Here is a 17,663-nt window from a genome sequence, read left to right on the forward strand (position 1 = left end):
TGCGTCCCTTACGGGTTCACCGGCTGGGGCGCGGCCTCGACGGGAGGCGCCAGCGCGTTGTTCACGACCACGGCCGCGCCGTTCTTCAGCTTGAAGACGCCGCTGCTGACCACGGTCTGCCCGGGCTTCAGGCCGGACGTCACCGCGACGTAGTCCCCCCGCCGCTCTCCCAGCCGCACGAACTGCTGCCGCGCCAGCAGGGCCGCCTTGCCCGCGGCGTCCTTGCCCTCGGAGAGCGTGAACACCGAGTCACCGTAGGGCGCGAAGAGCACGGCGGTGGCGGGGATGGCCACCACCTGCTCGCTGGCGTCGGAGAGCACCTCCACGCTGGCGAACATGCCCGGCAGGAGCCGGCCGTCCGCGTTGGGCACGGTGGCGCGCATGCGCACGTTGCGCGAGGACAGCTCCACCTCCGGGTTGATGGTGGTCAGCTCCCCCTCCCAGGACTCGCCCGGGAAGACGTCCACGCGCAGCCGCACCTTCTGGCCCTGCTTCACCTGGGCCAGCGACTGCTGGGGCAGCTGGAACTCCACCAGCGCCGGGGAGGAGGACTGCAGGGACGCGATGGGGATGCCCGGCGACACGAGCTGCCCCAGCTCCACCTGGCGGATGCCGATGCGGCCATCGAAGGGCGCGCGGATGGTCTTCTTGGCGATGAGCGACTTCAGGTGGGCCACCGTGGCGGAGGACTGGAGCGCCCGCGCGCGGACGGCGTCCAGGTCCGACTGGGTGTTGGCGCCCTGGGCGTTGAGCTTCTCGGCGCGCTCGCGGGTCAGCCGCGCGAGCTCCGCGTCGGCCTCGGCGCCGGCCAGCTGCGCCTGCTCGCTGGACGTGTCGAGCTGGACGAGCACCTGGCCCTTCTTCACCGAGGCGCCGTTCTCGAAGCGGATGTCGTTGACGACGCCCGGCAGCTCCGCGCTCAGGGTCACCCCCCGCAGCGCCAGCACGGTGCCCACGGCGCTGCGCGTCCCCTGCCAGCCGAAGGACTCCGCCTGGGCGGACGTGACCGACTCGGGAGGAGGCACGAAGGTCTCACCCGCCTTGATCATCGAGACGATCTGCCCTGCCTTGACGGCGGCGAGCCCCGCGAAGACCGCGAGCAGCAGCACCACGCCGATGATCCACCGCTTGAGGCGGCTGGCGCGAGGCGGTGGGGAGGACGTCACTTCAGGAGCGGAGGCATGCATCGTGGCACCCACGGGCTGGCGGGAGGCAGCCGGGTCAGGGAATGCGCCGCGCTCTAGCCGAACCGTTTCGCGTTTGCTCCCTTGAAAATCCGTTCAGGTTGTGACCTCTGGGGTTGGTCGATTTTGCCGAGCGGGCAGGCGGCGTGCCCGTTAGTGGGCCGCGCGCCTCGCGGCATCGGACGTGGGTCCACACCCCCGGGCCCATCACGACACAGCGATAGAGCCGTGGGACACACCCCGTCTCACCTGGCGAGCTATTCCCAGGCGCGGGGCATGCCATTCCGCCTGCTCCACGACCAGCGCACACGCCCTCCACGGCAGCCTCCGGCTGATTGCATAGCTTGATGAGCAGTCGTTCAACGACACACATGAACACATCACGCCAGGGAGGTTGCGACATGGGCAGCATCATCGAGCAAGAGGGCCTGAGGAATCCCGGCTTCTACAGTGACAGCCAGTCCTCGTCGGCAGCGGGCAGTGAGCGCTTGGGGCTGAAGCAGGAGGGCAAGGAGCAGGTGAAGCGCCTTGGCGGCATCACCCGTCAGCGCGCGTTCTCCCAGGTGGACTCCCGCAAGGGTGTCCTGGTGGAGAGCCTCAACGGCTTCGCGAAGCAGCTGGAGTCCATCTCCGGCCAGGGGGACACGCAGCTTCCGCAGCAGCTCATCGGCAGCGCCGTGGGCTTCGTGCGCAAGGCCTCTGACACGCTCGAAAACAACTCGACGGAAGAGCTGCTGCGCCAGGCGCAGACGCGGATGCGCGAGCGCCCGGGCGTGGCGCTGGCGGGGTGCGCGCTGCTCGGCTTCGTCGCCGCTCGATTCCTGAAGGCGTGAGGGGGACGGACATGGATCCCTCATCCTCACGCGCACGCGGTCAATACATGGGGCTGGACGAGGACGAAGTGCGGTCCCGCCGCCCGTCGGACGGCTTCCGTGACACGGACTCGCTGGGCGAGCAGTCTCTTGGCACCATCGTGTCGGAGTTCCTGGAGCAGGGCCGGCACCTGCTGCGGGCGGAGTTCAGCCTGGCGCGCACGGAGATGCGCGCCGAGGCGAAGAAGGCAGCGGCGGGTGGCGGCATGCTCGCCGCGGGCGGCGTGGTGCTCCTCCTGGGCGCCATGGCCCTGGTGGCCTTCCTGGTCATCGCGCTCGCGGAAGTGATGCCGCTGTGGGCCAGCGCGCTGCTGGTGACCGTGCTGCTCATCGCCGCGGGGGCGGGAATCGCCGCCGTGGGCGCCAAACGACTCAAGGCGGTGCATGCACCGCGCAAGACCATCCAGACCCTCAAGGAGGACAGCCAATGGGCGAGCACGACGATGCGCTCCGCGAAATCGCAGATGCACGGGCACGCATGAGCGTGCTGGCGGACGAGCTCGGCCGCCGTGCGAATCCCGAGCTGCTGAAGGCGCGCGCGAAGGAGTTCGCGCTGGAGAAGAAGGAAGAGGTGACGGAGCACGCGAAGCAGCTCGCCGCGGAGAAGCGCGAGGAGCTGAAACAGCAGGCTCGCGAGAAGGTGCTCGACTGGAAATCACAGGCCAAGGAGAAGGCGATGCGCAAGACGTACGAATGGACGGATGAGGCCACCCACACGCCACGGGGGCTGGGACTGCTGGGCGCGCTCGTGGGTGCCGGCGTGGGCTCCATGTTGATGAAGCGGGCCTTCCGCTCGCGCATCGAGGAGCGCGAGTACCGCGTCCGGGACCATGAGCGGGTCCCGCCAGGCCGCGAGCGCATCCCGCTGTACACGGCCGAGCGCGAGTACTACGGCACCTATGACGCGGGCCGGGTCATCCCCGTCACCGGATACAACACGCGCGAGGAATACAGCGCGGATTCGGGTGAGCACGAGGGCGCGCACCTCAAGGACCGCGCGAGCGAAGCGCTGCACATGGCGAAGGAGAGCGTGGGGAACACCACGGAGAACGTGAAGGACCGCGTGAGCAGCGCCGCGGACAACGTGCGCGGCCGGGTCCATGACGCGGCGGACGCCGTGCGCAGCCAGGCCTCGCACCTGCGCGAGCGCGTGCCGTCGCCCCAGGCCCTCCGGGGACGCACCTCGCAGTGGTACGACCGGGCCCTCGAGGAGCAGCCCCTGGCGCTCGCGCTGGGCGCGGTGGCCCTGGGCATGATGGCCGCGAGCCTGCTGCCGGTGACGGACAAGGAGCGCCAGCTCCTGGAGCCGGCCAAGCGCCGCGCGCAGGAAGGCCTGTCCCAGCTGGGAGACCAGGTGAGCCAGAAGCTGGAGGGCAGCGAAGCGTCGCAGGAGGAGGACCTGTCCCGCACGGACTCCGTCTCCATGGGCGCGACCGGCGGCATCCCGCCGCTGCCGCCGCTGGATACGATTGCTCCCAAGGTGCATTGAGTCCCTGAATAACGCTGATACACGGAGGCACCCCAGGTCTGGCTGTCTGACCTGGGGGCCTCGCTGTCTCGGATTCACCCCGCGCGCGAGTGCATTACAGGGTCAATGCAGGTATGGGTGCCGGGGTGAGTGAAGAGATTGTCTACCGCCACGCCATCGAGGGGCTCTTCCTGCGCTCCCTGGGCCCGCGTCTCACGCCGGAGCTCAAGGGCCAGCTGCGGGCCATTGGTCTGGACCTGGATGAGAAGATTCCGCACCACACGCCCCGCCACGTCTTCGCGGAGGCCCTGAGCATCACCGCGCGCTACCTCTACCCGAACGTGGACGCGCACGAAGGCTACCGGCGGCTGGGGATGGGCGTCATCGCCGGCCTGGAGCACACGCTGCTGGGCAAGGCGCTCGTGTCGCTGTGGCCCATCTTCGGGCCCGACCGGGTCCTCTCCCGCATGCAGGAGAGCTTCGCCACGGTGAACAACTACCTGAAGACCGAGCTCATCACCCACGGCCGCGCGGACCACACCATCAAGGTCAGCGAGTGCAACGGCAACCCGGGCTACCACCTGGGCATCATCGAAGCGGGGCTGACCCGGGCTGGCGCGAAGAACCTCCGCGTGGAGCCCTTCGACTTCGACGGCCACGCCTGTTCCTACCGGGTGCGCTGGGGTTCGTGAGCAAGCCACCGGACAGGGCCGGCGGGGGCCAGGCCCGGTTCCTCCATGGGGGCGAGTCGCTGGTGCAGAACACGCCCCTGGGTATCGAGCGCCAGAGGCTCGTCCGTGACGCTCCCCAGCACCCTGCCCGTTCGCAGGTTGACCACCATCCCCATGACGAGCACCGTGTCGCCCGCCCAGAACAGGCCTGAGTGCGTCGATTCGCCCAGGACGCTCGGGGGCAAACCTGTCCCCACCTTCCAGAGCCACAGCCGACTTCCGCACCGGCCGCAGGGCTCCGCGGGTTTGACGCTCTCCTCCAGCAACGCATGTCCCCCCAGCAAAGCCACGACCTGACCCAAGGGCACGGCTCGAGCAATGCGCTGCTCCAAATCGATGACGATGGGCACTGAATCGGACGGCTCATGCTCGGAAGCAACCCACAACGACAACAGCCTTCCGTCCCGTCCGGCCAGGTGGATGGATCTTTCCGAAAGCGGGAGAGCCATCCGCCAACCCAGGGGTTGATGAATCCGGGCGCCGTGCACTTCCAACGGGCCGAGGTCCGGCTGGCTCTCGCAGACCACCACGACCTGCTCGCGTGCCGCGTCCGCGAACACCAGGGTTGCATTGCAGCTCGAAGGGACCCAGGTCTCCCGCCTTCCATCCGCATGTTCGAGGAAGATGGAGCGGTCCGGAGCGCGACGCAGCATTCCTTCCCCCAGGGGTTGCAGGACATCCTCGCCCTGCAGAAGCGGACCTCCCGAGACCCGGCGGTAGCGGCGCACGGGGGTGTCGCCCTCCCAGCCGAAGTGTGAGCTGGAGAGGACCGGCGGCCGGCAGGTCGCGGATGCGAGCGTGGTGTCCTCGTGGGGCCAGGTCTCCTTGCCATCCGCGTTCGTGTCTTCCACCACGTCGAACACCGCCCACTGACCGGAGGGATCCAGCGAGGCCTGCCCGACACGTCCTCGCCCGGCGTCGAGGACGCGCTCGGTTCCCAGAAACAGGTCGCGCACGACGGCTCCGTCGGGACGCAGGTAGAGCAGCCGCAGGCCATCACGAGAGAAGCTGGCACGGATGGGGGGATGGGGGCTCGTCGTGTCAGGCGTGACGCCCGAGGCCAGCACCGTCTCCTTCCGGGTCTCCACGTCGAGGAGCCAGAGCGCCGTGTCACGCACCACGACAAGAAAGCGCCCCGAGGGAGCCACGGCGAGCACCTCGTCGATGCGGATGCCCGCGCCGGGCTCCAGGAAGAGATACGGACGAAGCACGTCCCCCACGATGTTGCCGTGGAAGCCGAAGACGGTCGCGATGCGACCATCGCCGTTGGTGTCCTCTCGCGCCTGGCAGGCGAGGAGCCACTTCCCGTCCGGCGCGGAGTCCATGAGCAGGAATGGATTCGCGGTGCCGTAATCGCCGGAAGCCACTCCCGCCGGAGGCGTGAAGAAGACCGGACGTGACGCGGGCCCCTGGGAAGCGCACGCGGACAGCAACAGGGCGAACAGCAAGAAATGACACCGCATCTGCCAATCTCCTCCACCTTCCATTCTTACCTGTGTCTGGAGTAGAGGTAAGCAGGCATGCGTTGACCACTCTTTCCCAAGCATGACCCCAGCCCCTTCCGAGGCTTCGCCCTCCAGCGCCGAAGCCCGCCCCGTGGATTCCAGCGAGCGGCTGGTGTTGCTCGACGCGCTGCGTGGCTTCGCGCTGTGCGGCGTGTTCATCTCCAACGTGATGGGCTGGTTCAGCGGCAGGGCCTTCCTGCCGCGCGAGCAGGTCCTTTCAGCACTGAACACCGCGTCGCTCGCCGACACTGTCGCTTGGCAGGGGTTCGCGCTGCTGGTGGCCGGGAAGTTCATCACCCTCTTCTCGTTCCTCTTCGGCCTCGGCTTCGCGGTGCAGATGGGCCGCGCCGAGGCGCGGGGGGCCTCCATCACGCCGCTCTACGTCCGGCGGCTGGGGGTGATGCTGGTGATGGGGCTCTCCCACCTGTTCCTCATCTGGTACGGCGACATCCTGAGCACGTACGCGGTGCTGGGCTTCGGCCTGCTGCTGTTCCGGGGGCGCTCGGACCGGACGCTGCTTGTCAGCGCCCTGCTGTTCGCCCTGGTCGGGTCCGTCATCGGCGTGGTCATGCTCAAGCTCCCGCAGCTGATGGCGGACACGCCGGAGGCCGGCGCGGCCATCGTCAAGGCGGCCAACGAGCGATCCTCGGACATCAAGGCGCGGACGCTGGCGGCCTACGCCCATGGCAGCTGGCTGGACACGACGAAGGCGACGTTCCACTTCTTCTTCCGCGACTACTCACCGCTGCTGCTGACCATCCTGCTCTCCACGTTCGGCCGGTTCCTGCTGGGCCTGCTGGCGGGCAAGCGCCGCATCTTCCACGACGTGCCCCAGCACCTGCGGCTGTTCCGCCGGCTCCTCGGATGGGGGCTCGTGGCCGGGGTGATTGGCAGCGGCAGCGGGCTGGTGCTGCAGCAGCTCCTGGTGAAGCAGGTCTTCACTCCAGAGTCGCTGCCGGCATGGGTGTCCTTCGCCATGGCGCCGCTGCGTCAGGTGGGCGAGCTGGGCTTCGCGGCCGTGTACGTGTCCGGCATCGCCCTGCTCTTCCAGCGGGCCCCCTGGCAGCGGGGGCTGGGGCTGCTCGCGCCGGTGGGGCGCATGGCGCTGACGAACTACCTGTCCCAGTCCATCATCAGCGTGCTGTTCTTCTACGGGTTCGGACTGGGCTTCATCACGAAGCTGGGCCCCGCGGCCGGCGTGGCCTACTGCCTGTCTGTCTTCAGCGTCCAGGTGGTGTGGAGCCACCTGTGGCTGGCGAGGTTCCGCTTCGGCCCCACGGAGTGGGTGTGGCGGTCGCTGACGTATGGGAAGGCGCAGCCCATGCGCCGCGAGGATGCGGCGAATCAGCGCACGGCGCCTGCCGTCAACGGCAGCCGGCTGCCTTGAAGATCAGCTCGGTGACGGTTTCAGGGTGGCTCATCATCGCCACGTGTGAGCTGCGGATCTCGTAGGTCCGGGCGCGAGCGCGCCGGGCCATGAAGCGCTCGGCCCCAGGAGGAATGGTGTTGTCGTCGCTGGCGACCAGGTACCAGGACGGAATGGACTTCCACGCTGGCGGGCCGGAAGGCTCATCAAAGACGAAGCTGGCGGCCGGGCGCTGACTGGCGGCCAGCACCGCCGCGTCCTTCTCACGGAGGTCGGCCGCGAAGAGCTGACGGAAGAATGCGGGGTCGATGTATGCGTCGGCGTTCAAGGGCACACTTCCAGGGAAGGGGCGCAAGATGAGGTGCTCGCCAAGCTTGGAGTCGCCGCCGCCAAGGGTGTTGGCCTCCGAGATGCTCTCGTCCTCATCGAGTGCGTACGCGGCGATGTACACGAGCGCTTTCACGTTCGGGTTCCCGGTGGCCGCGTTGGTGATGACGGCTCCGCCGTAGGAGTGGCCGACCAGGATGATGGGACCACTGAGGGTCCCCAGGAAGTACCGCAGGTACTCCGCATCCCCCGACATGCTCCGCAAGGGATTGGCGAACGCATGGGCCGTATAGCCCTGCTTCTGCAGCCGCTTCATCACGTCCGCCCAGCCGGATGCGTCAGCGAACGCGCCGTGGACGAGGACGATGGTGGGCTTGCGACGGCAGCGGGCCTCCCACGTGTCTTCAGCTGCGACAGCCCGGGAGGGAATGGCGCTGACAGCCAGCAGGACACAAAACAGGCCCAACCGTCGCAGGTTCTGTTGAGTGGTCATCGACCTCTCCGAGCATTCAGCAGGGGGACTCGGAAGGTGGATGGCGTGCCCTACCGCGACAACCAGGACCGGAGTCCAGGCCTGATGCCCGTGGCCCCCCGTGCCACACGCAGCCACACCAGCGAGACCATCCACCACGCCGCCGTGAGCGCGCTCCAGGCCTGGGGCGCTCGGGCCTGGACCAGCCAGAGCGTCACGGCGACTCCCATCGCGAGCACCCGGGTGAGCTCCAGGGGCTCGCTCCACGCCTTCGACTCCAGCATCCCGCTCCAGGCGGTGGCCATTGCCCAGAGCAGCAGGCTCAACACGACCTTCTGCCAGCCGGAGAGCGGCGAGGCATGGTGGCTCACCAGGAGCATGAAGGGCATCGACGCGAACAGCTGGAAGACGAGGTACCCCCGGACGCCCGGCAGCTCCCGCGAGTGGTACTTCACCTCCGCGCCCTCCTGCTTCCAATAGCCCAGCGCGCGAGGCGGCAGGTCCGCGGGCCGCCAGCCCGTGGGCATCACCCAGAGCCGCAGCCGGTCCCAGTGGCTCTTCGTGGAGACCGCGTCCGAGACCAGCCGGCTCCAGAACTGGAAGTTGATGGCCGTCGGATCCCACGTGTTCGCCGGGGTCGTCAGGCCATAGGAGCACGGCTCGGTCTCCTCCGCGTAGGTGCCGAACATCCGGTCCCAGATGATGAGGAAGCCCGCGTAGTTCTTGTCGATGTATGCGTCATTGCGCGCGTGGTGCACGCGGTGGTGCGACGGCGTGTTCAGCCACGACTCCACCCAGCGCGGGAGCTTGGGGATGACCCGCGTATGGGGAATGAACTGGAGCACCAGGTGGAAGGCCACCATCGCCAGCACGGCCTCCGGCGGAAAGCCCATCAGCACCAGCGGCCAGTAGAAGAGGAACGAGAAGAGCCGCTGTGTCACGCTCGCGCGCAAGGCCACCGCGTAGTTGAGCTCCTCGGTGGAGTGGTGCGGTGAATGCGCCGCCCAGCCGATGTTGGTGCGGTGCCCGAAGCGGTGGAACCAGTAGAAGAGGAAGTCCACCCCCAGGAAGAGCGCCACCAGCGACAGCGGCGACGATGCGTCCAGCCGCCACGGCGCGAACTGGCCCAGCTGCGTGAAGAGCGGCAGCACCAGCAGCGCCACCGCCACGTTGACGCACTGGTTCATCACCGCAGTGCCCATGCTCGCGATGGAGTCCTGGAAGCTGTAGTAGCCGTTCTTGCGCGCCACGCACCAGGCGAACTCGGCCAGGGCCAGGGCAATGACGAAGGGCGTCGCCACGGCATAGACGTTGATGGACATGCCGCCGGTATATGTTTCCCCCAGCGGCCCGCGCCTTAACCCAGGTCAAGCCAGCACCCTTGGAGACATGAGATTCCCCAAGCTCTTCGAGCGCCTCGCCACGCTGGCCCCGCTTCCTCCCGAGGAATGGGCGAAGGCCGAGGCCGTGGCGAAGGAGCAATCGCTCGCGAAGCGGGAGCTCTTCCTGCGTCCCGGAGACGCGGCGGACCGGTTCGCCGTGGTGCTTCAGGGCGTCTTCCGGGGCGTGCGCGTGTCGCCTCGCGGCGGCGAGTCCATCAAGGCCTTCCGCGCCGAGGGAGAGCTGATTGGCGCCTACGCGGAGATGCTGCAGCGGCGGCCGTCGATGACCGCGATTGAAGCGCTGGAGCCAAGCCGGGTGCTGGTGTTCCACGCGCGGGACTTCCAGACGCTGGAGCAGGGCCACGTGTGCTGGGAGCGGCTGGCACGCCGGGTGGCGGAACAGCACTTCCTCCTCAAGGAGCGCCGCGAGCAGGAGTTCCTGGAGCTGTCCGCGGAGGAGCGCCTGGTGAACTTCTGGGACGAGCATCCCCACCTGAAGGGGCGGATTCCCCAGCGCGACGTGGCCGCCTACCTCGGCATCACCGAGGTGGGATTGAGTCGCATCATGTCACGGCGCCGCAAGCGCAGCGGTTGAACGCAATGACACACAGTGCGAGCCCGGCCGGCTGACAAGACGCCTCGTGTGAATCCTGAGACAAATGGAGGTTGTCTGGCGAGCACGCGCGCCTCTACTCTCGCCGGATGACCCGACTGCTTGCAGCGTTGATTCTTCTTCCTTCGATGGCCTTCGGGCAGGTGCGCGTGGACATCGACGTGAAGCTGCCGGACATCGTCTTCAAGGCCCCGCCTGCGCTCGTCGTCGTGGAGCCCGGCGTGCAGGTGGTGGAGGACTACGACGAGGACCTCTACGTCGTGGACAACGTGTACTGGGTGCGCCGCGATGGGCGCTGGTTCCGGGCGCGCGACTACCACGGCGGCTGGGAGTACGTGGAGGAGCGCCGCGTCCCCGTCACCGTCGTCAAGGTGCCTCCCGGCCGCTACAAGCGGTGGAAGCACCCGAAGAAGCGGGCGGCCGTGCCCGCGTCGTACCGCGAGCACGATCACCATGATGATCACCACCACGATCATCACGACGACCACCACAAGGGCGGCAAGGGCAAGGGCCGGAAGAAGTAGCCCGCCAGCGCTCCGCCCCGTGGTCTACAGCCCTACCTGGAGCAAGAGGATGAGCCGCGAGAAGGAGTCGGTGCCTTCCCGCAGCGCAGGATGGTGGTCCCAGCTGAGCGCGGCTCCCACCGGACCGAAGTGCAGGTCCGCGAGGAGCCGCAGTCCCGGCCTGACGTCAGGGAGCACCTGCACCGGCACACCCACGCCAAGCCCGAAGCTCGGAATGATGGCGACCTGCGGCGTCGCGTACTGCGTGAGCGGCGTGATGACGAATTGCTCTCGAAAATCCGTCTCCACCGAGACCGAATGCAGGAAGGACTCGGGCGCGGCGAGCTGGTAGCCGAGCCGCGCCATGAAGCGGGAGCCGTCACCGAGCCGCGCGCCCAGGCCCAGCTGCACACCGCCCGGAATCCACCACGGCTTGGGCTTCGTCAGCGTGACGTTGAGCCATTCGGGAGCGCTCTCCGCCGTGAGGCTCCGCTCCGCCACCACCTGTCCGCCCTCGTGCCGGAGTTGCCAGCCCGTGGCCACCGGCAGCGAGCGCGCCGAGGTGTTCGGGCTGCTGCCCACCTCCCATGAGGAGGGGACCCGCACCGTGATGTGGAGCGTGGGGTTGCCCGCCCAGGTCCGGATGGGTCCCAACAAGTAGTCGATGTCCCAATGCGTGGCCCGCGAACGATTGGGGGAAAGAAGCGCGTGGCGCGACTGGACCGCGGGCCACACATAGCCCGTGGGCAGGAAGCGCTGCTCGAGCTGCATCTGGCCGCGCACCACCAGCTCCCCTTCCCGCCCGGGCGGAAACGTGAGGGTGAAGCCGAAGCGCTCCGCTCCGGAGTCCGCGAGCCCTCCAGACTCTGTCATGGGGCCTGGCGCGGCCGCCTGCGCATCTGTCACCGGAAGAGGTGCTTCATCGAATCGCACGCGGACCTCCTGCGTGCGGACTCCCAGGAAGGCGGCATCGATGACCTCCGCCTCGGAGGTGCCGTTGCGCAGCCGGTAGCGCGCCTCGAAGCAGCAGACCGCCTCTTGCGCCTCCTCCGCGCAGTCGAAGTCCAGCTGCTCGCTGAGCACCTCCGTGCGCGTGCGCGCGGTCCCTGATGACAGGGTCAAGGCCGCTGGCGTCCGCGAGGAGGCAGCGACGTTGGCGGCGGCGGGCACGGCGGCGAGGAGACACACGATGAACGCAAGGCGGACCGCCATGTCCGCCATTGTCGCTCAATCCGCTGCGTTCCAGCCCGCTTCACCATGGACGGTGCGCATGTCACTTCCCAGGAATGGCGAACCAAGGCGTGCAGGGGTGGTGCTTTACCCATGAGTGCGGGGTGCCACCCTGTATGGGTGTCCGCTTGAAGTCTCCCATTGCCGGTGACAAGGATGCGCATCGCCAGCCCGAGAAGGATGGAAGGGCTTCCACCTTCGCGTGAGCTGGCCATCACGCCCTGACATGACAAGGACATTCCTGCCCTGGCAGGGCTTCGTCCAAGGGGGACAATCCATGACGCGTTCCTTCGCATCCGCCTTCTCATCCATCGTGTTCCTGCTCACCAGCACGGCTTGCGGTCCCGGCCCGTCCGACGACCAGACGCCGGCGGGGGCCTCCTCCGCGGTCGAGGTGGGCACCGAGCGCCAGGCACTCGCCAGCTGGAGCTCCGCCGCGTCGATGTCCACGGCCCGCTACAACCACACCGCCACCGTCCTGCCGTCGGGCAAGGTGCTGGTGGCCGGTGGCGAGTCGGGCTCGGCCGGTCCGTTTTCCAGCGCGGCGCTCTACAACCCGACCACCAACACCTGGGCCTCCACGGGGAGCATGACGACGGCCCGCTCGGCCCACGTCTCCGTCCTGCTGTCGTCGGGCAAGGTGCTCGTCATTGGCGGCACCTTCGGCAGCACCACCACCGCGGAGGTGTACGACCCGGCGACGGGGACGTGGACCGCCACCGGCAGCCTCTCCACGCTGCGCACCAACTTCACCGCGACCCTGCTGTCCTCGGGACAGGTCCTCGTCACGGGCGGCCGGGGCACCGGCGGCGTCTACCTGACCAGCTGCGAGCTGTATGACCCGGCCACCGGCACCTGGTCCACCACGGGCAGCCTCGCCACGGGCCGCATGGATCACTCCGCCGTGCTGCTCGGCAACGGGCAGGTGCTCGTCAGCGGCGGCCTCTACATGATCTTCACCTCCCTGTACCGGCTGGACAGCGCGGAGCTGTACGACCCGGCCACCGGCACCTGGTCCTCGGCGGGCTACCTCGCCACGGGGCGCAGCGAGCACGTGTCGCTCCTGCTGCCTTCTGGTGATGCGCTGATCGTGGGAGGCATTGCCGGCGACGGCAGGGTCACCAGCCACTACTCGGTCTCCGCGGCTGAGTCGTTCAGCGCGGGCACCCTGACGTCCGCGGGCACGATGGTCGGCGCGCGCTACCGCCACGCCGCCGTCGTCCTGCCTTCGGGCGCCGTCCTGGCGGCGGGGGGCCTGAACAAGATTGGCGGCACCACCACGACGCAGTACCTGTCCAGCGCGAGCCTGTACGACCCGGCCACCGGCACCTGGAGCGCCACGGCCAGCATGCTCGCGGTGCGCAACCAGTTCACGCTCAGCGTCCTGCCGTCGGGCAAGGTGCTGGCGGTGGGCGGCACCAACAGCTCGGGCCTGGGGCTCGCCTCCACGGAGCTCTACACCCCGTGACCTGAAGCGAAACGGGCTGGAGACCGTGAAGGCCTCCAGCCCGTGTTTTCGACGCAGGCATGGCGGACCTGCTCAAGTTGAGAGAGCCGGTGCGTCGTGCCGTCCGACAGCAGGCGCGTCATGCGCTTCCGTCCAGCAACCGGAGGAGGGCGTCACGCTCCACGACGAGCTTCTTCGAGTTGAGGGCCTTGCGGATGATGCGCAGGGCCTCCGGACGCACCTCGGCGCCGGTCAGCCGGGGGAGCCAGTGCGCACGGAGCTCCTCCAGCTGTTGCCGCTGGGATAGCTCCGTGGTTGCCAGCCACCGTAAGGCCGTGCACGGGCGCAGGTAGGCGGCGGCTTCCTCTTGGGACAACCAGCGCTGCAAGGGGAGCATCGTGTCGGGGTTCCTGGGTGGCTGCGGGCAAGACGTGCAGGGTCCGCGAGACCATGGAACGCTCGCGCTCGGGTGGCCACGGGCGCATGATGCTCCCTGGAGGTCACACGTGAGGCGCAGGTGGCGACAGAGGGCGTTCGCGCAGGTGGCGATGGCGGTGCTGGCGGCGGGGTGCGGCGCGTCGAATCCCCCGGATGAGGCTCCCCGCACCTGCGTTCCCTCCGGCGGTGCCACGGGCGCCCCCGGAACCATCGAGGAGGCGGTGGCGCTCATCAACTCCCTGCCCCGCCCCACTTCCGTGGCCTGCCTCGTGGAGAGTCTGGACCGTCCCCTGCGGATGAGTGCCACGGAGAGCGAATTCAGCGCGCAGCCCGCGCATGGCCGGCGCAGCCCTCGCATCTTCCTGTTCTCGGGCTCCCTCATCCTCTCCGTCGTCCCCGACGGCCCGGGAGCGGAGATCGTCGAGTTCAGCCAACTGGACGCCTCCGGCCGCTCCATCAAGGGAGAGCTGGCCTTCCCCATCGAAGCCGAGGTGCCCCCCGAGGCTCCGTACACGAAGGTCATGTTCCAGCCCGACCTCACCGGCTGCGCGTTCTGTCACGCGGACGAGAAGCCCGCGTATCGCGTGGGGAACGCGTGGGCCTACTCCTCCCAGGCGCTGCGCCCGGTGGACTCCTCGCTCGTCCCGATCGAAGAGCTCCGGCGGGAAGCCTCCACCTGCGACGCCTCCGTCGAACCCGAGCGCTGCCGGCTCCTCCAGGAACTCTTCGAGCACGGCTTTCCACGCGCTCACGCCTTTCCCTCGTCGCTCCCGACCTTCCCCTGATTCAGGCCTCGGCTGCCTGGGGCCGGGCGCTGGAGTCGCCCAACCCTGGTGGACACCGCCCTCGCCCATGTCCTCTCCTGGAATCGGTGGCGGTACCGGGCGTGCAATGCCTATCGCTGATAGAAGAGCAGATCCGTTGGGGAACCGAGCCAGTCCAGCCGTTCCCTCCTGCTCTCCTCGCTTTCCCCCAATCCCTATAGATTGATGTCCCTTTGAGGGAGGTCCGCGATGCCCACAGGAGAGAAGCGCCGCGTCGAACTCGTGGTTCATGAGACGACAAGCAAGACGCTCACCGCTATCGGCGAGATCTACGAAGTGAATACCGCCGACCCCAGCAAGAGCGAACTGGACGTCAGCGACATCAAAGCGCGGCTGGGCTGGCCATCCCGCTTCGTCACGACGCCGGGCACCTACCAGTACCGCTTCCACGTCGAGAAGGGCACCGGGAAGTTCCGGGTTGGAGTGCGGGAGATTGGAACCACGAAGTGGTTGGGCAATGACGAGTTCGATACCGCCTTCGGATTCTCAGGCAAGGTGCTGTCATTCACGGTTTGAGGGACACCATGGTCTGGCTGCCTCGGCTCGCTGTCGTTGTTGTGCTTTGCCTCGCAGGACGCTCGCTCGCACAGGAATCAACAGGCAGCAACTCGCCAGGGTTCGCGCCTGTGGTTCCCTCGGTGCAACTGACGGGGGATACCTCGGGGAAGGCGACGTTCCGCGCATCGGTGGACGTAGCGCTGAACCTCAACGAGCGCTACATGATGTCATTCCTGCCTTCAGGGCAGGTCCAGGCGACAGAGGGCCTCGCCAATCTGCTGACAGCGGATGACGACGGGGTGTCCACGACACTGCCGTTCCGGGTCGGAGGGAGCGTCGTCCTGCATGACCTCGGCGAGTTTGACTCCGGGACTTCAAACCTGGCCCCTCCCGAACTCGAGCGTGCCTGGAAGGTCTCCGCGGTGGACCGCTGCCTCCAGGTCTGCACGGCCAGCCCGGAGACCAAGAACTGCGACAGGTTCAAGGCGCCGCCTCCGGATCCCACCGCGGTGTCACCCGAGCACATGTGCGCGGAAGGGGCGGCGTTGTACGTGCGCCTGGAAGCGGCCAGCCTCGAGGGCAAGAGTGTGCGCCGTGACGTGAAGCTGTTCCCCGTCCCGTTGTTTTCCATCGCGGGCCTGTGGGGGCAGGAGCGCTACAAGTTCCTCAGCCCACGAGAGGACGGGCTGCTCACGGAAGCCAAGCGCACCTTCGACGTGTGGGCGCTCGCAGCGGGTTACACGACCATCGTGGGGCGCAACGTGAGCATCGAGGCCCTCGCGGCGCTGAGCGCGTCCCGGGAGGAGTCGGAGGTCAGTGTGGAGTGGTGCGTGCCCAACGTGCCTGTCGGTGGCGACACACCTGGCCAGTCCTTCCCCACCACGGCTTGCAAGAATGGCCTTGTGGGAGCGCCCGCCTTTCAACGGCAGGCAACGCTCAACCTGCTCGTCGGCTTCATCGACCCCGCCAAGGCCCAATGGCGGTTCGCGGCCGGCCCCAGGGTCACGACGGGCGGAAATCAAATCACGCTGGGCCTGGACGTCCCCTTCTACCTCCAGCTCGCGGAGGTGCTTGGCGAGGGCAAGGACAAGGTCGACTACCGGGGCCTTCTGAGAATCACGCCCCGCGTCGAATACGAGTTGCGCAAGGAGGGGGAGGACGAGCGCCGGTTCCTCCTCGTCCTTGAGTTGCTGGGCCAGCGCAGCCTCTTCTCGAACGCGCTCGACAGCATCTCCAATCTGTAGCCGTGCGGCACACCGGCCTGCGACGGCGCTCAATCCATCGAAGCCTCGGCACCGCGAAGGCCCGCAGCGCCTCGGGGAACGGCAACGAGCCACAGCGCCGCCCTCAACAGGGCTCCCATCCGTCCTGTATTTTACTTGATGACTCAGCTCAGGAGCGCGAGGCCCGGGGCTGGCTCGCACGGCCCGCGGATTCTCTGCACCCTTCTTCAGGACACCGGCTCTCCAGGGGGACATCTTGGCCACGACCTACAAAGCCACCAGCGAGCTGAACTGCTGGAAGCAGCACCTCTGCCACGGATGCGGCGGCATCTACCGCTACCTCCTCACCCGGAAGTTGATGGGCAAGGGCGCCTCGCCCGAGGCCGCGAGCCGGGCGCTGCACGCACAGCTCGAGCTCGCATCCAAGGAGGAAGTGGATCTCCGGCCCTGCCCTCATTGCGGCCTCTTCCAGCCAGAGATGGTGAACTCGCGGCGCAGAGCCGTTCACACCTGGACGATGCTTCTGATGCTGTGCGGCCCAGTGGCCCTGGGCTACGTCTTCGTCCGCTTCGCGCTCCTGCCCGACGGTCAGCTGTCCAACCTCCTCGCGGGGTGCGCGGCAGTCGCCCTGGCGGCAAACCTGCTGGTGCTCCTGCGCAACCCCAACCGCGACCTGGAGGCCAACCTGAAGGACTCCCGGAAGCAGGTGGATGCTGGCGAGCTGATGCTCGACAAGGCCGGCGCCATCGCGCCGGGGAGCTTCGTCCCGGTGGCCGAGAAGGCCTCGCCCAGGCGCCGGCTGGCAGTGGGGCTGTTGCTGCTCAGCGTCCTGGGCGCCGCCGCGCCGGAGCTGCTCCACATCCTATGCCACTGGGAGTTCAACCCCTCGGCCAAGCCCACCCTCGTGGGTCCGGGCGAGCGGTTCAGCTACACCTTGCCGTGGACCATCGACAGCGCCGCGGGCTACTGGGGCGGCACGGCCACGTGCACCTGGGTGAACGCGGAGGAACTGGGAGTGCACGAGCCCTGCGATGTCCAGGTGCCCAGCGCCCATTGGGGAGATTCCATCCAATCCCGCGGCAGCGTCTCCCGCGAGGTGTCGCCGTGGGTCAACATCACGCTGCCGGGGAATCCCGCACTGGTGGGCAAGACGGGCAGGTTCCAGGTGAGCCTCCAGGTGCGCTACCCGAAGGTCGTCGCCCCGAGCAGATTCGTGGAAGCGCAGGACTCCACCACCCAGGCGTTCTCCGTGACGTTCTCGTCCCGGGGCGCCAGCAACACCTACGAAACGGTCTGGTGGCTTGGGGTGCTCGTCAGCTTCGCCGCCGGGCTGCTGGGCAGCTTCATGCTCTGGAATTCCACGTTCGTGAGACAGGACGTGTCCGCAAACTAGAGCCAGAGGCGGATGGAGGCGATGTGGAGCATCGCCAGGCAGTTGGCGGCGCGCTTCTCGTAGCGCGTCGCCACCCGCCGGTTCTGCTTCAGGGGGCAGGCTCACCCGCGTAGTTCTGGGCCAGCAGGCTGCTCACCCGCTTCGCCTCCCGCTCTCGCTGTTCCCTGTGGTCCTCACCGTTGACGCA

General features: G+C 68.0%; 18 protein-coding genes. 12 read left to right on the top strand and 6 right to left on the bottom strand.

Features of this window, described 5'->3' with window-relative positions; all coding sequences use genetic code 11:
* Positions 1-8: 8 nt before the first annotated feature.
* Positions 9-1,187: an efflux RND transporter periplasmic adaptor subunit gene (locus D7X96_RS03270; RefSeq protein ID WP_120546849.1), complete on the bottom strand. Its 1,179-nt coding sequence runs from the start codon at positions 1,185-1,187 to the stop codon at positions 9-11.
* A gap of 398 nt (positions 1,188-1,585) precedes the next feature.
* Here D7X96_RS03270 and D7X96_RS03275 point away from each other — a divergent pair, with 398 nt between their 5' ends.
* The 4 genes from D7X96_RS03275 (at position 1,586) to D7X96_RS03290 (ending at position 4,216) form a co-directional block, all read left to right on the top strand.
* Positions 1,586-2,017 carry a hypothetical protein gene (locus tag D7X96_RS03275; RefSeq protein WP_120546848.1) on the top strand — a complete coding sequence of 144 codons (432 nt, stop codon included), beginning with the start codon at positions 1,586-1,588 and terminating at the stop codon, positions 2,015-2,017.
* A gap of 11 nt (positions 2,018-2,028) precedes the next feature.
* The gene (locus D7X96_RS03280) at positions 2,029-2,538 is read left to right on the top strand and encodes a phage holin family protein (RefSeq protein WP_120546847.1); all 510 of its coding nucleotides are present in this window, start codon (positions 2,029-2,031) and stop codon (positions 2,536-2,538) included.
* Positions 2,484-3,545 carry a hypothetical protein gene (locus D7X96_RS03285; RefSeq protein ID WP_147468212.1) on the top strand — a complete coding sequence of 354 codons (1,062 nt, stop codon included), beginning with the start codon at positions 2,484-2,486 and terminating at the stop codon, positions 3,543-3,545. Before D7X96_RS03280 ends, D7X96_RS03285 begins: the two co-directional genes overlap by 55 nt.
* A gap of 125 nt (positions 3,546-3,670) precedes the next feature.
* A complete protein-coding gene (locus tag D7X96_RS03290; protein ID WP_233609413.1) occupies positions 3,671-4,216 on the top strand; it encodes a DUF2378 family protein in 546 nt (181 codons plus the stop codon).
* On the opposite strand, the gene D7X96_RS03295 is transcribed toward D7X96_RS03290, so the two are convergent.
* Positions 4,192-5,718, bottom strand: coding sequence for a TolB-like translocation protein (locus tag D7X96_RS03295; RefSeq protein ID WP_121768950.1), 1,527 nt, complete (start codon positions 5,716-5,718; stop codon positions 4,192-4,194). The genes D7X96_RS03290 and D7X96_RS03295 overlap by 25 nt on opposite strands.
* Before the next feature lie 82 nt (positions 5,719-5,800).
* Between D7X96_RS03295 and D7X96_RS03300 the strand changes: the two genes are divergently transcribed.
* Complete coding sequence (locus D7X96_RS03300; RefSeq protein ID WP_121768951.1) at positions 5,801-7,147, top strand: DUF418 domain-containing protein; 1,347 nt, start codon at positions 5,801-5,803, stop codon at positions 7,145-7,147.
* Here the strand turns inward: D7X96_RS03300 and D7X96_RS03305 are convergent.
* Both D7X96_RS03305 and D7X96_RS03310 read right to left on the bottom strand, forming a co-directional pair.
* Complete coding sequence (locus tag D7X96_RS03305; protein ID WP_120546842.1) at positions 7,125-7,946, bottom strand: alpha/beta fold hydrolase; 822 nt, start codon at positions 7,944-7,946, stop codon at positions 7,125-7,127. The two genes, D7X96_RS03300 and D7X96_RS03305, sit on opposite strands and share 23 nt — an antisense overlap.
* A 50-nt stretch (positions 7,947-7,996) precedes the next feature.
* Complete coding sequence (locus D7X96_RS03310; protein ID WP_120546841.1) at positions 7,997-9,247, bottom strand: sterol desaturase family protein; 1,251 nt, start codon at positions 9,245-9,247, stop codon at positions 7,997-7,999.
* Between the two features lie 67 nt (positions 9,248-9,314).
* Here D7X96_RS03310 and D7X96_RS03315 point away from each other — a divergent pair, with 67 nt between their 5' ends.
* Together D7X96_RS03315 and D7X96_RS03320 are read left to right on the top strand one after the other, a co-directional pair.
* The gene (locus D7X96_RS03315) at positions 9,315-9,902 is read left to right on the top strand and encodes a Crp/Fnr family transcriptional regulator (protein ID WP_120546840.1); all 588 of its coding nucleotides are present in this window, start codon (positions 9,315-9,317) and stop codon (positions 9,900-9,902) included.
* A gap of 146 nt (positions 9,903-10,048) precedes the next feature.
* Complete coding sequence (locus tag D7X96_RS03320) at positions 10,049-10,444, top strand: hypothetical protein (protein WP_120546839.1); 396 nt, start codon at positions 10,049-10,051, stop codon at positions 10,442-10,444.
* A gap of 24 nt (positions 10,445-10,468) precedes the next feature.
* Here the strand turns inward: D7X96_RS03320 and D7X96_RS03325 are convergent, their stop codons facing one another.
* The gene (locus D7X96_RS03325) at positions 10,469-11,635 is read right to left on the bottom strand and encodes a hypothetical protein (protein ID WP_244219430.1); all 1,167 of its coding nucleotides are present in this window, start codon (positions 11,633-11,635) and stop codon (positions 10,469-10,471) included.
* 295 nt (positions 11,636-11,930) lie between these two features.
* On the opposite strand from D7X96_RS03325, the gene D7X96_RS03330 reads away from it, so the two are divergent.
* Complete coding sequence (locus D7X96_RS03330; protein ID WP_158626539.1) at positions 11,931-13,121, top strand: Kelch repeat-containing protein; 1,191 nt, start codon at positions 11,931-11,933, stop codon at positions 13,119-13,121.
* A gap of 118 nt (positions 13,122-13,239) precedes the next feature.
* Here the strand turns inward: D7X96_RS03330 and D7X96_RS03335 are convergent, their stop codons facing one another.
* A complete protein-coding gene (locus D7X96_RS03335) occupies positions 13,240-13,497 on the bottom strand; it encodes a hypothetical protein (RefSeq protein ID WP_120546837.1) in 258 nt (85 codons plus the stop codon).
* Between the two features lie 109 nt (positions 13,498-13,606).
* Between D7X96_RS03335 and D7X96_RS03340 the strand changes: the two genes are divergently transcribed.
* The 4 genes from D7X96_RS03340 to D7X96_RS03355 all read left to right on the top strand — a co-directional run bounded on the left by D7X96_RS03340 (position 13,607) and on the right by D7X96_RS03355 (position 17,476).
* A complete protein-coding gene (locus D7X96_RS03340; protein WP_147468213.1) occupies positions 13,607-14,323 on the top strand; it encodes a hypothetical protein in 717 nt (238 codons plus the stop codon).
* Between the two features lie 228 nt (positions 14,324-14,551).
* The gene (locus D7X96_RS03345) at positions 14,552-14,878 is read left to right on the top strand and encodes a hypothetical protein (RefSeq protein WP_121768955.1); all 327 of its coding nucleotides are present in this window, start codon (positions 14,552-14,554) and stop codon (positions 14,876-14,878) included.
* A gap of 8 nt (positions 14,879-14,886) precedes the next feature.
* Entirely contained in the window at positions 14,887-16,104 is a 1,218-nt protein-coding gene (locus tag D7X96_RS03350; protein WP_147468214.1) for a hypothetical protein, read from the top strand.
* Between the two features lie 235 nt (positions 16,105-16,339).
* Entirely contained in the window at positions 16,340-17,476 is a 1,137-nt protein-coding gene (locus D7X96_RS03355; protein WP_121768957.1) for a hypothetical protein, read from the top strand.
* Positions 17,477-17,663 lie beyond the last annotated feature (187 nt).

It is taken from the genome of Corallococcus interemptor, from assembly GCF_003668875.1.
In the GTDB taxonomy this organism is placed as follows: domain Bacteria; phylum Myxococcota; class Myxococcia; order Myxococcales; family Myxococcaceae; genus Corallococcus; species Corallococcus interemptor.